Origin of the sequence: Micromonospora nigra, from assembly GCF_900091585.1 — a bacterium.
GTDB classification, from domain to species: Bacteria; Actinomycetota; Actinomycetes; order Mycobacteriales; family Micromonosporaceae; genus Micromonospora; species Micromonospora nigra.
On sequence record NZ_FMHT01000003.1, the window covers coordinates 4,207,784 to 4,221,136 of the forward strand.

Annotated in this window: 7 protein-coding genes; 1 reads left to right on the forward strand and 6 read right to left on the reverse strand. The window is 68.9% G+C overall.

Annotated elements, in window-relative coordinates; translation table 11 throughout:
• Window positions 1–369: 369 nt before the first annotated feature.
• Both darG and GA0070616_RS18275 read right to left on the reverse strand, forming a co-directional pair.
• On the reverse strand, window positions 370–1,452 hold the full coding sequence (gene darG / locus GA0070616_RS18270; RefSeq protein WP_091084102.1) for a type II toxin-antitoxin system antitoxin DNA ADP-ribosyl glycohydrolase DarG: 1,083 nt from the start codon (window positions 1,450–1,452) through the stop codon (window positions 370–372).
• Entirely contained in the window at window positions 1,453–1,932 is a 480-nt protein-coding gene (locus GA0070616_RS18275; RefSeq protein ID WP_175440120.1) for a DUF4433 domain-containing protein, read from the reverse strand.
• A 201-nt stretch (window positions 1,933–2,133) separates the two neighbouring features.
• On the opposite strand from GA0070616_RS18275, the gene GA0070616_RS18280 reads away from it, so the two are divergent.
• Window positions 2,134–3,444: an AAA domain-containing protein gene (locus GA0070616_RS18280; RefSeq protein WP_091084109.1), complete on the forward strand. Its 1,311-nt coding sequence runs from the start codon at window positions 2,134–2,136 to the stop codon at window positions 3,442–3,444.
• A gap of 219 nt (window positions 3,445–3,663) precedes the next feature.
• Here GA0070616_RS18280 and GA0070616_RS18285 read toward each other — a convergent pair whose 3' ends face one another.
• The 4 genes from GA0070616_RS18285 to GA0070616_RS18300 form a co-directional block, all read right to left on the reverse strand.
• Window positions 3,664–4,638: a cellulose binding domain-containing protein gene (locus tag GA0070616_RS18285; protein WP_091084112.1), complete on the reverse strand. Its 975-nt coding sequence runs from the start codon at window positions 4,636–4,638 to the stop codon at window positions 3,664–3,666.
• A 123-nt stretch (window positions 4,639–4,761) separates the two neighbouring features.
• Window positions 4,762–7,086 carry an isoamylase gene (locus tag GA0070616_RS18290; RefSeq protein ID WP_091084116.1) on the reverse strand — a complete coding sequence of 775 codons (2,325 nt, stop codon included), beginning with the start codon at window positions 7,084–7,086 and terminating at the stop codon, window positions 4,762–4,764.
• Window positions 7,087–7,406: 320 nt separating this feature from the next.
• The gene (locus GA0070616_RS18295; RefSeq protein ID WP_091084120.1) at window positions 7,407–10,481 is read right to left on the reverse strand and encodes a DEAD/DEAH box helicase; all 3,075 of its coding nucleotides are present in this window, start codon (window positions 10,479–10,481) and stop codon (window positions 7,407–7,409) included.
• Between the two features lie 88 nt (window positions 10,482–10,569).
• Entirely contained in the window at window positions 10,570–12,675 is a 2,106-nt protein-coding gene (locus tag GA0070616_RS18300) for a GmrSD restriction endonuclease domain-containing protein (RefSeq protein WP_091084126.1), read from the reverse strand.
• Window positions 12,676–13,353 lie beyond the last annotated feature (678 nt).

A 13,353-nucleotide genomic window follows, 5' to 3' on the forward strand; every position in this document is an offset into this window, starting at 1 on the left:
GTCGGGCAGGGCCGCCACCTTCCGGACGACGGTCCTGCCACGCCCGCAGCCCTGGCCGCCCGCCCGGCTGGACACAGGTTCGAATCACTGAGTATCGCCAGCATGCATGGGAGCTGCGAGCTCGGAACCTACGAGGGCAACCGCTGACCCACGGTGCGGCCGGATCTCGTGGTGTTCGATACCGGCTGCGCCCCGGGCTGCCGGGCGGCACTCAGCGAACACACGATCGCCATCACCGACGACGGAGCCGAGATCCTCACCCTGCCGCAGCAGGCATGACCGTGAGAGCGGTCGGCCCTTCGATGCGCTGAGCTGCATGACGCGGGGGCCGTCGACGATCTGCCTCTGGCATGCCCCCTACCTGACGGTTCAGGCGGTCGACGAAGAGAGAGCCGGCAGTAGCCGGGCTTGCATGAGCCGCTCGTAGACAGTGGTGATGTGTGCGCGGGTGAACAGGCGGGCCTTACGCCTGCTCCACCCCTGGACGCGCTCGATCAACTCGTCGAGGTCGTGAGTCGGGGGATTCGTCTGCGCGGCGAAGTGTACGGTGGCCAGGAGTTCGAGGCTGTACGGCGCCTCGAAGCCCTCAACGAGATCGGCCAGGCGATCGAGGGCTGCCGGCGACTGGTTCGCTGATTCGCACCAGCGAGCCACTGCCTCGCCGGTGCCCTCGGTGAGCACGATGGGCTGGAAATCCTCGACGCGGGACGAGCGGTCGCCGAAGCCGACGAGGTAGTGCCCCTCGAGTAGATCGAGCACGTGGTTCAGGCTCTCGGCGTAGGGGCCGTACTGCCCTTGGGTGAAGCGGAGACGCAGCGGCTCCCCCAGCACTTGGAGGAAATAGCTGAGTTTTTGGATCTCCAGGGTGGTGACGCCATCCCGGGGTTCCAGGGTGCGCGACTGTTCAAGGTAGCGCTCGATGGCACGCAGGAGTGTGGCGCGTCCGGGCGTAAGCGGCGGCTTTGGAGTGGCGACCGGCATTTCAGCCGGTGCGGGAGCGCCCTCGGGCGGGAACAGCAGCACCCGTACGTCGGGCAGTGCGGCGAAGGCACGCTCGATCAGGGGGCGAACCTGTTCCCAGTCGAGGCCGCCGTTGCCGCAGCCGAGCGCGGGCACCGCGACGGAGCAGATCTCCAACTCGCGGACGACCCGGACGAGATCGACGATGCCGGACTCGATGTCAGTGATCTTCGAGGCGGCGCGCCAGTGCCCCTTGGTCGGAAAGTTGATCACATATCGGCGGGCACCGAGGCGGGCGGAGTCGAACACGAACATCTTGCCGAGCTCGACGTCCCCGGCGGCGCAGGCCGCCCGGTAGGCCGCGTAGTTCGCGGGGAAGGCGCGCTTGAACTGGAGAGCGATGCCCTTGCCCATGACCCCCACCGTGTTGACGGTGTTGACGAGGGCTTCGGCGTCGGCGGTCAGCAGGTTGCCATGACTGACGACTATCACTCAGCGCACCTCCCCTCTGCGGTATCCGTAGTACCAGTCCCCCCTGACACCAACGTATGCGTCGATGATGCCAGCCGTACGCAGGACGCGCGTCACCTGTTCCCGCCGTTCCTGCGTGCGTACGGCGTAGCCGGTCAGCAGGTCGAGAGGAAACTCACGGTGTACGAGGAACTCGGCCGACCGTCTCCGGACCCGGTCCCCGTCCGGATAACGCCCCACTACTCCGTCGCGGTGCTCGCAGGCGATTCGGTACATCATCGGCGAGCGGCCAGCGAAGTAGAACGGGACATAATCTGACACGAAGCCACCGGGCAGGCAGGGAACCGGGCGGCTTCGTCGACGCGCCTTGATGTCGATTGCGCCGACGTCCGTGGCTAGGCGCTGCCCGACTGCGCCGTCGGGGAACAGTCGACCGGCGGCGAGGATGCCCGGCAGATTGTCGACGTGGGTGAAGTGCAGGATCAGGGTATTGGTGCTCACTCTGGTCCTATGTGTAGTGAGGGTCGGAGCCCGACACCATAGCTGCCGAGTCATCGTGCGGACACCCTTTGTCATGTCAGCCGGTGCCCCTTACGGGCGGGTGCACGATGATTTGCACGCACCCCTGGCGGGTCTGTTGTCGGAATCGGGACTGTCGGGGGCGTGGGATAGGGTCCGGGCGTCGGGTGGGGAGGTGGGGTCATGTCGGCGCTGGGGGTGCCACCCGCCGTCGAGGCCGAACGGGTGATCGCCGCCGTGCTCGCCGACCTGCGCTCCGGCGCGCACCGGGGCGTGGTGGTCGACTCGCCGCCCGGGGCCGGCAAGTCGACCCTCGTGGTGCGGGCCGCCGTGGAGCTGGCTGCCGCCGGCGAGTCGTTGATCATCGTCGCGCAGACCAACGAGCAGGTCGACGATCTCATCGACCGGCTGGCCGGCAAGGCCCCCGAACTGCGCATCGGCCGGCTGTCCGCCACCGACTACCAGCCCTCGGCGCGGGTGCGGGCCCACGAGCAGGTCCGGGTCGGTGCGAAGGTCACCGACCTGGGCGGCCCCACTGTCGTCATCGGTACGGCCGCCAAGTGGGCCACGGTCAGCGAGGGATCCTGGCCGTGGGCGATCGTGGACGAGGCGTACCAGATGCGCTCGGACGCCCTGTTGCGCGTGGCCGGCAGGTTCGACCGGGCCCTGTTCGTGGGCGATCCCGGGCAGCTCGATCCGTTCTCGACGGTGGAGACGGTGCGTTGGGCGGGGCTCACCTGGGATCCGATGCAGTCGGCGGTGGCGGTGCTGCTGCGACACAACCCCGACCTGCCCGTGCACCGGTTGCCCGTGTCGTGGCGGCTGCCCGCGTCGGCGGCGCCCGTGGTCGCGCAGGCGTTCTACCCGTTCACCGGGTTCCGCGCCGGCACCGGGCCCCGGGAACGCGCCCTGCACCTGCCCGGACCAGGTGCCGGTGACGCGCTGGACGTGACCGTCGAGACGGCCGCCCGCACCGGCTGGGCGTTGCACGAACTGCCGGCCCGGCACACTCCGCGTACCGACTCGGAGGCCGCCGCCGCGTGCGCCGCGCTCGCCCTGCGGGCGTTGGCGCGCGGTGCGGTCGCGGTCTCCGAGCAGGCCCCCGGCGGCGCACCCGTGACGGCGGACCGGATCGCTGTCGGGGCTGCCCACCGCGACCAGGTCGCGGCCGTCCGCGCCCAGCTCGGCGAGGCCGGCGCGGACATCACCGTCGACACCGCCAACCGGCTTCAGGGCCGCGAGTACGACCTGACGATCGTCCTGCATCCGCTGTCCGGGCGCCGTGACGCGACCGCGTTCCACCTGGAGTCGGGGCGGCTGTGCGTGCTGACCTCCCGACATCGGCACGCCTGCGTCGTGGTGGCCCGCGCCGGAATCGCCGATCTCCTCGACGCGCATCCGTCGACGGAACCGGCGCGCCTCGACCTGCCGGTGAAGTTCCCCGACGGGTGGGTGGCGAACCAGACGATCCTGGCCCTGCTGGAGAGCCGGTAGACAACGGCCTCGTCGTGCGGTGTTGCGTGAGGTACGGCATCCTGTGCGACGTGTCGCGAGGTGCGGCATCTCGCGGTATCCCGTTCGTGGGACACCGCGAGATGCCGCAGGTGGCGGTGCCCGGCGCGAGGTGCCGCAGGTGGCGGTGCCCGGCGCGACCCGGGGTGCCCGGATGAGGTGTCAGTCAGGGCCGTGGTGGCCCTTCGCCCTTCGCGGCCGTCAGGAGTAGGTGTCGCCGAACTCGCGGACGCCGTCGACGTCGAGGGTGATCCGGGTGTTGTCGAGCCACCGGCCGGTGGCCTGCTGCCAGCTGCGGTCGTCGCGCTCGTCGATCGCGGTCCAGTTGTGCCGGTGGTGGCGGAGGTGGATGGGGCCGGTGGAGGCGCCGGGGGCGAGGGTGCCGGTGGCGAACCCGATTTCGATCCAGCCGGGGATCGGCGTGCCGGGCGGCGGGTAGACGGTCGCCGACGGCCCCGGCGGCGAGACGGTCGCCGGGGGGCCAGGCGGCGGTGGCGCGGTGGTCAGCGTGGCGGGCGGTGGCGAACTCGTCGGTCCGCCGCCCGGGCCGCCCGGAGGTAGCGGCGGCGGGAAGAACTGGATCGTGCGGGTCACGGTGTCGCAGCCGACCGCTGCCCAGTCGCAGTTGGCGACCAGAGAGGTGTTCCCGCCCTCGAAGGTCACGTGGTAACGCACCCGCACGGAGGTCAGGTCCAGTGGCGCGGCTCCGGTGTTGACGACCTGGACGGCGTGCTGGATCTGGTTGTCGGTCGGCGACCAGTCGAGGTTGAGGTAGCTGACCTTCGCCAACCCGTAGGCGGTTCGCACCGGGGTGGCGGGCGAGTCGAACGAGTATCCGTTGTTCGTGTACGCCCCGATGGTGAGCTGGTAGTCGCTGCCGGGGGCGATGGTGGTCAGCGTGATGCTGGTGCCGGTGGTGGTGCCGAGACTGCGGTAGACGTTCGGGCCGAGTTTGGCGCGTACCTCGTGGACGATGGGTGCGTCACCGGCCGGCTCGCCCGCCCAGGTCGACGGGGTCCAGGTCAGCGTGAGCCGGTGGGGTTCGTTGGCGACCACGACCGGCGCGCCGGGGGTGGTCAGGGCCGGCTCGTCTGCCGCGTGGGCGACGCCGACGGCGAGGACGCCGAGCAGCCCGGCGACGGCGACTGCGATGGTGGTGACGCGACGGGCACGCATGGTGCCGATGATAGAGAATTGCATGCATGCTTATCAATTCGCAGCATCCCGTCACCGGCATCCGGTGTGGAGCGCCGGTCACCGGCACCCGGGGTGGGGCGCCGGTGACCGGGTGCTGCGGGGTCAGCGGGCGATGAGCAGCAGCAGTCCCCGCCCGCGCAGCAGGTAGTTGGTGCCCTGGCCGCCGAGGTGCGTCTCGGCACCCGGCTGCGCCACCTGGTCGGGCCCCTCCGCCCAGTTCGACGTGTCGGTCACCCGGTACCACTGCCGGCCTGCCCCAGGTGACGGCAGGACGAAGTTCACGTCGCCGGACCAGCCGTTGTAGGCGGCGTAGATGGCCGCCGCCGGGTCACCGAACTCGGTGCCGTCGATCCGCCAGGCGATCGCGTGGTTGTCCGGGTTCTGCCAGTACCCGCCGTCGGGTGCCGTACCGGCCGGAGTGAACCAGGCGAGCTGGGCCATCCCGTTGCCGTTGCCGTCGGCCGCGGAGTAGAACGATCTCGGTCGCAGCGCGGGGTGGGCCAGGCGGAACGAGGCCAGCCGGGAGGCGAAGGTGCGGAAGGTCGCCTGCTCGGCCGAGGGGCTCCAGCCGAGCCAGTTCGCCGACGAGTCCACGTTGTACGGGTTGTTGTTGCACCGCGTTGTACGCAGCACCTCGTCGCCGCCGGTGACCATCGGGGTGCCGGCGGACACCATCAGGAAGGCGTGCCCGTTGCGGGCGGCGCGCCGCTGGTCGGCGGCCACCCCACCCTGGTCCCAGGAGGCGTTGTCGTCGGTGCCGCCGTCGGACGGGCCGTACGGCCAGGGTTGGGCGTTGTTCTTGGCGTTGCAGGCGTACAGGTCGCGCAGCGTGAAGCCGTCGTGGGCGACCATGAAGTTCACCGAGTTCCACGGGCGGCGGCCGTCGTCGCCGTACAGGTCGGCGGAGCCAGCGAACCGGTCGGCGAGCTGCCCGGGAGTGACCGCCTGGTAGCCCATCCGGTTCTGGTCGCGGCGCAGCGTGTCCCGGTACCGCCCGTTCCACTCCGACCAGCCGGCCGGCATGTTGCCGACCTGGTAGGTGCCGGCGCCGATGGCCCACGGCTCGGCGATCCAGTCGACGCCCGAGCCACCGGCGGCCGGGCGGGGCGGCATCTCCCGGGTGATCCGGTTCAGCGCGGTCCCCGGGTCGGTGCGGCTGTAGGAGAAGCAGCCGTGCTGGCAGGTGTTGCCGAGCATGGCGGCCAGGTCGTGGCGGAACCCGTCGACGCCGAGGGTGTTCTTCCAGTACGCCAGCGAGTCGACGATGAGGTCCTGGGCCACCGGATTGTAGGTGTTGTAGTTGCCGCCGACGCCCGTGTTGTCCCAGGACGCCTGCCGGTCGGCGGTCAGCGAGTAGTAGGTGGGGTTGTCCAGGCCCCGCCAGGACAGCAGGTTGTAGACCTGCGCGCCGCCGGCCTGGTAGACCCCGCCCTCGCCGGTGTGGTTGTAGACCACGTCGACGAGCACCTTGATCCCGGCGTCGTGGAACGCGCGGACCATCTCCTGGAACTCCCGGGTCGGCCCGCCGGGGCTGCGGTCGGCGGCGTAGCGGCGGTCGGGGGCGAACCAGTTGAGCGTCATGTAGCCCCAGTAGTTGTCCCCGGCCGTGCCGGTCGGGTCGACGTCGTTGGCGTCGTTCAGGGTCTCCTGCAGGGGGAGGAACTCCACGGCCGTCACGCCCAGCGACGCCAGGTAGGCGGCCTTCATGCCCGCGCCGCGGTAGGTGCCCCGGTACGCGGCCGGCACGCCCGGGTCGTTCATGGTGAGCCCGCGGACGTGCACCTCGTACACGATGTCGTCGGCGAAGGCGCGGGCCGGTTTCGTGCCGACCGACGCGGTGGTGGCGGGCAGCACGATGCCCTTCGGGGCGTGTGGCCCGCTGTCGATCGTGCGGTACGCCGGCCCGGAGGCGTAGACGGTCTCGGTGGTCATGCCGGGGCGCAGCGGGTCGTGGCTGATCTCCCGGGCGTACGGGTCGACGAGCAGCTTGTTGGGGTTGAAGCGGTTTCCGGCGGCGTCGACGTCGGCGACGAAGCCCGCCGATGAGCCCTTCGTCCAGGCGCTGCTGTACGGCCAGTTCGGCCCCCAGGCCCGGTATCCGTAGTAGACGGTGCCGGTGATGCCGGCCGCGCGTATCGAGGCGACGCTGACGGTGGTGGCGAACACCCCGGCGGCGTCCCTCGTGAGGACGTGGCTGGCCCGTTCCGCCGCGCCGGTCGGGGTGGCGTAGAGGTGCACGACCATCCGGGTGGCGGCGGCGGAGCGGATCCGGAAGGTGATGGCGGAGCCGGCGCTGTCGTAGCGGGCGCCGAGGGTGTGGGTGTCGATCGAGGCGGCGGCGGGGGGACTGGTCGTGGCCGCCAGGCCGGTGGCGGTCAGGACGGCGGACAGAAGCAGGGCGGTGACCCTGCGGCGGTGTCGGCGCATGGTGGACTCCGGACGGAACGCGCGGGGCGCGGCGGTTGACGGTGGGGCGCTCCTCCGGATGCCGTGCCGACCCGACATCCGTGCAAGACCTTGCAATCCTTGCTGAAAAGGTAACAGTCGATTTCGGGGACGTAAAGACTCGTGGCGCAACCGTCTCCACCGGCGGACCTGCCGCTACCGTCCGCCGCGACGGTCAGTTGCGTAATCGGGTTGACGTCGACGAACGCACCCCGAGCAGCCCGCCGTCGGGGCGGAGATCCAGCGCCAGCCCGACCCTGAGGATCATCACGGCCGTGAGGAACGCTTTCTGGCCCGCCCTCTCACGCGGCGATCGCCCGAGCGGTCGAATAGACGTCGGCGGGCAACGGGTGCGTCAACTGCCAGATGATCCGCATGGGCCGGTCCCCGGTGTGCTCCCGGTAGGTCATCGGGCCGGCGTACAGGTACGCGGGTGCCCCCAGGTCACGGTCGGGCACCCGGGATTCGCGGACGAACAGGTGCACCGTCGAGCCCCGCGCGGCGTGGTGGATGTAGCGCTGCCCGGTGGCCGACGCCGCCGACGTGGTGCTCTGCGACTCCCACTGGAACAGCTCGTCGGTGATGGCCCGGTCGGCGTACATGGTGGTGGGGGAGTAGTGGTGCTCCGACTTGACGAGGGTGACGAAGAACAGGTCCGCCTGCTCCGACTCCAGCCACTTCACGCCCTCGCGCAGCGACCCCGGGTTGGGCATGCCGAAGGCGGCGCACGCCTCGTTGCGGCTGTACCGGGCGTGCACCCGCAGCGGCACCGCACCCGGCAGCGGCGCCGGGGTGACGCGGTGGATCCGGTCCCGCAGCACGTCGGCGACCTGGCGTAGCTCGACGCAGCGGGCGGGCTCCGCCCAGAGCCGCGCCAGCCGCTCCTCCCGGAAGGTCAGCGACGCGTTCGGCCCCCACAGGTCGAAGTGCAGCATGTCCCACAGCCGCCCCGCCGCCGGCCGCTCACCGGAGGCCACCCGCGTCAGCAGGTCCAGCCGGTCGACGTCGTCGATGTGCAACATCCGCCCGATGGCCCGACCCAACTCCCGGTCGTACGCCCCGGGAGGCGTCGTGTCCCGTCCGGCGAGCCGCCGCAGCCCGGTCCACCCGCCGACGCTGGCCGACCGGTACACGTCCTCGATCTCCACCCCGGTTTCCCGAAGGAAGTCGGCCAGGCTGACGTCCCCGAGTTGCCGCAGCTCCGCGACCAGGCCGTTCTTCGACGTCGGCAGCGCCGAACGCAGGTTGGCGAGCACGACGTCCTTCGCGACCCGGTCCAACTGCACGTGGCAGCCGCTCGGCAGCGACGGGAAGTCCTGCTCGACGGCTTCCCGCACCGCCCGGCGGCTGACCCCGGTCAACGCCCGCCAGCGCAGGTCGAAGCGGAAGTTGGCGTGCTGCCCGCCGATGAAGTCCAGCACCGTCAGGCAGGGCTTGTCGTCGTCGAGGCGCAGCCCACGGCCGAGCTGCTGAAGGAAGATCGTCGCGCTCTCGGTGGGCCGCAGCATCAGGATCGTGTCGACCATCGGCAGGTCGACACCCTCGTTGAACAGGTCCACGGTGAAGAGCACCTTCTGGATGCCCTTCCGGAACTCCGTGAGCAGCGTCTGGCGACCGGCTGCGTCCACCCGTGAGGTCACCGCCGCCGACGGCACTCCGTGCCGGGTGAACCAGTCCGCCATGAACTCGGCGTGCCCGATGCTCACGCAGAACCCGAGCGCCCGCATCCGCCCGGCGTCGACGGTGTCCCGTACCGCCCGCAGCACCATCCGCGCCCGAGCGTGATTGCCGGTGTAGACGCCGTCCAGATCCGTCGGGTCGTAACCCTGCCCGCGCTTCCAGCGAAGCTGCGACAGGTCCGTGTCGTCGTGCAGCCCGAAATACTGGAACGGCGCGAGTAACTGCCGCTCCAACGCGTCCCACAGGTGCAGCTCCACGGCGGCGCGGCCGTCGAACCACCGCCGCACGTCGCCGCCGTCGCTGCGGTCGGGGGTCGCCGTCAGTCCCAGCAGTACGCGGGGCCGCAGCCGGTCGAGCAGGCGGGCGTACGTCGGCGCTTCCGCGTGGTGGAACTCGTCGACGACGACCATGTCGTACGCCTCGGGGTCGATCTCCCGCCGGTGTAGCGACTGGATGGAGGCGAAGACGTGCCGCCAGTCGCGCGGGGTGTGCCCGCCGACGAGCGGCTCGCCGAAGCTCCCGTCGCCCAGCACCTGCCGGAACGTCGCCAGGCTCTGCCGCAGGATCTGCTCCTGGTGGGCGACGAACAGCAGCGACTCTGTCGTGCCGGCCCGGCGCAGCCGCCGGTAGTCCAGGGCGGCGACGATGGTCTTGCCGGTGCCGGTCGCCATCACCACCAGGTTCCGGTGCCGGCCGTGCACCTGCCGCTCGGCGTCCAGGTCGGCGAGGATCTCCGCCTGGTACGGGTACGGCCGCACGTCCAGGTTGGCGATCGGGGTGGGTGCCTCGCCGGGCCGCTCCCCGGACAGTGCTCTCCGGAGGCGCTCACCATCCCGGCCGGGGTGATAGTCCTCGAACGCCGGGTCGTTCCAGTAGTCCTCGAACGTGGCCGTGAACGTGTCGATGACGTGCGGCTGCTCGATGTTCGAGATCCGCACGTTCCACTCCACGCCATCGACCAGCGCGGCCTTCGACAGGTTCGACGAGCCGACGTACGCGGTGGTGGTGCCGTTGGGCCGGCGGAACAGCCACGCCTTGGCGTGCAGCCGGGTGGTCCTGGTCTCGTAGGACACCTTGATCTCGGCACCCAACTCGGCGAGCCGGTCGAGGGCCCGCTGATCGGTCGCCCCCAGGTACGTCGTGGTGATGACCCGCAGCTTCCCCTGCCTCTGCATCAGGTCCCGGATGGCCGGCTCGATGATGCGCAGGCCGTGCCACTTGATGAATGCACAGAGCAGGTCGACCTGCTCCGCCGAAGCCATCTCGTGGGTGACCTCGTGGCCGATGCGGGGCTGGTTGCGGCCGTTGACCAGGAGCGCGCCGGTGCTCAGCGGGGTGGTCGGCCGTGTTGGGAAGGTCGGTTGTGCGGGTGGGGTGGGTGGGGCGGCGATCGCGTGCAGGAGGTGCCTGGCGTCGGTGACCTGGTCCTGTGCCGTTGCTGCCTGCGGGCTGAATGCCGCGATGGTGTCGGCTATGCGGTTGGCCAGGTCGATCTGGTTCTGGAGCTTGTCGTCGCCGCCTGGGACGGACTTGAGGGCACGGTGGGCGAGGGTGGCTATGTGACGGGCGAGGGCGTCGGGGGCGTCGGCGGGGTCGAGCTTGCCGGGCTGGACGAGGGCGGGGTCTACGCGCTGGAGGCGGGTGGCGAGGTCGCGGGTGATGAGGTGCTCGTAAATGCCCCGCTCAAGATCCTTCATCTTGCGGGTACGAAGACGGCGTCGGGGACCAGCGAAGCGAAGCCGCAGAACGAGGGAACAGCGGGTACGGCCAGCACGGGCGACTCAATCATCCGTCCTCCCCGTCGTCGGTCTTGCGCAGTTCCTCCCTGAGCGCGGCCAGCGGGCGCAGCCCGGCCGGGGTGTCGGCCAGCCAGTACGCCCAGCCGTTCGTACTGTTGCCGTGGGCCACGTCGCCCGCGCCGGAGGGGGAGTCGTATGGCACGCCGTCGAACTCGATCCGACCGTCAGGGAGAACGTGCGCCTCGACATCGTCCGACGGGTTGATCAACACTGCGCCGACCGGTAGCAGGCCGGCGTCGATGAGGTCGACAACCCGCACGCCGTACCAGGTACGGGCCGGGGCTAGAGGCGCGGTCGGCTTGCCGGCCCTGGGGTAGACGGGCGCGTAGCCGGCATCGGTCAGCCGGTTGAAAGCGTCCCGGACAACGGCGGCCATCAACTTGCGACGCTGACTTAAGAACATGTCGTATGGCAGCTTGGTCCACTTGTCGGGCAGGGCGTGCCAACGAGACTGGACGTCCAGCACACCTCGGCCGAGAGCCTTTTTGCGAACCTGGTCCGGCCAGTATTTCGCTGGCGGCTGGTCGGAGATACTGATGTTGTCGTACCACTCGACTAGTGCCATGTTGGCGATCTGGTTGACTTTCTTGGTGTTGGTGATGCCCTGCGTGCGTAGGTAGGCGCGGGGAAATAGGTGATGTCGTTCGATGCCCTTCTTGGCGGTGACTGCCGGGTCGAGCCGAGCGCGCACCTTGCCAGTGGAGAGCAGTGCGTCGGCGTCCACGATGTTCAGGGCGGCGATATACGCCAGTAGCGCCGGTGACTTGGCGGCCGAGCTATCCAGTTCGTTGGGTAGGCGGATCTCCCAGTAGTCGGTGGTAAGGGTGTCGTTGACAATCTTTGTCAGCACCGCAACGAACCCGTTAGCGTCACCCTTTGCCAGCGTGGCGAACTGGGCCAGGTCTCGCTCGACCTGACTCTCAAACGAGCCGGAATAGCGCCCGGTTGTGTGTGCCATGAAGAACCAACGGGCCATCACCTCCCGCAGTCGGGCGATCGGGACCTGGTAGTCCACCCGCCCGATCAGCCAGATCGCGTACGAGAAAACGATTGCGTTCTCGCTGGAGATCATTTTCTTGCCGCGGAAACCGGCTCGCTCCAGGCAGAGTAGGAACTCGTGCCAGTTGGTCAGGTTCAGTACCTGCTCCTGTGCCTCGGCGAGCCGGGCGAACTGGGCCTCCCGCTTCTCCGGTGATGGCTTGCCGGTCTCCACGTCCTTGCCCCGCAGAAGCACGTAGATCTGCTTGAGTACCGCGCGTCGCATGGCCAGCGCGACGGTGGCACGCAGCAACTGTGGCGGCTGAGGCTGGATGTACCAGTTGAACGGGGCGGCCTCGCCGAGACTCGGCACTCGGCAAGCCCGGCAAAAGTCCTCTAGGTCCCGCCGGCCTTTCTCCCAGAAGACTGACATGAGGGTGAGGATGAAGTCGGCTTGAACCAGCGCGACGCCCTCGCTGTTGATTCTGACAAAGATCTCCGCGACCTGCTCCTCATTAGCAGCCGAAGACAGCTCGATCACCTTAAACGGGTATTGCTGGAGGTCGTGCAGGCGATGAATCGCCTGCTCCAATCGCTGCTCCTCGCCATCGTCGACTACCCGGCGTGCGCTGAGCGCCTTCAGGTAAGCCTTCTTGGTCGTCCAGAGACCGCTGGGCTGCCAGAGCACGCTGATGTCCGGGATAAACTCTGGGTCCTTCTCGATGGCCGCGTCAGTGACAGCGAATGTGGCGTCGGTCGGTCGGAAGGCGATTCGGATCCGCGACTCGGAGTAGTCGTCGTGCAGCACTGTCGCTCCGGTCATCACCGCAAAGAGCGACGTGAGGCGCTGTTGCCCATCAACGATAAGATGGTTCGGGGCGGTCTTGACGGTGTCTACCCCGATCTGCCGGGCTCCTACCTCAGCGCCGGTATCCCAGAAAAGCAGGTACCCAACGGGAAAGCCCTTGTACATTGAGTCAAACAGCGCCCGGACCTTCGTGGCCTGCCAGACGAAGGGTCGCTGAATGTCCGGCAACGCAATCTTCCCTGTCTTGATCAGCTCGACCAGCAGCGAGACCGGGTAGGTGGTGTCCTTGTAGAGCGTCTCGGCCATTCGTTGTCCTTAGTCGATTGGCAGTTGCTCGGAATCAGCGGTGACGGAATCGGCACCTATGCCGCCTTGCCGTGGGCGGGCTCACCCTTGTCGTGTGGGCCGCTGATCTTCCTCGCCGAATTATTGGGAGATCAATTCGAACAGGCGGTTAAAAATCCCTGCTGGATCGTCGGACCCGCCGTGGAGCGCCGTACATCTCGGTCATGGCGTGATTGATTCGACGTGGATTGCCAACAGACCGGCAACGTCGGCGTCGCGTCGTCCGGGAATTGCACCCGGTCGTACGTCTCGTCAGCCCCGTTCTCCTCCCCTGCGGCCGGCTCGGTCGCCGTGGGATTGATCTCCTGTGTAGATGGTCACTCGATCTCCGGTCACGGCACGTTACCGGGACCCTGCCGGCTCTACCAGTCCTCGAGATCATGGAAGCTGCAGGCCGGTAGTGCGGGAGCCCGACGGTCGGATGGATTCCGACAGAAAGGCTGGCAGTTTAAGCTAAGATGTCCATGTTTGGTCCGTCGAACCATCAAGTAAGAATTATCCTGGCCAGGTGCGTGGCAGATATCCGACAGGCCATTGGTCGGTTCATAGCACTTAGCGGCTGGGCTAACACTCCGCGCGGTGTTCGCGGGTGTCACCTTCGATCTCGTAGTCGAGCGGAGGCGATGTCACAGTCGCCGT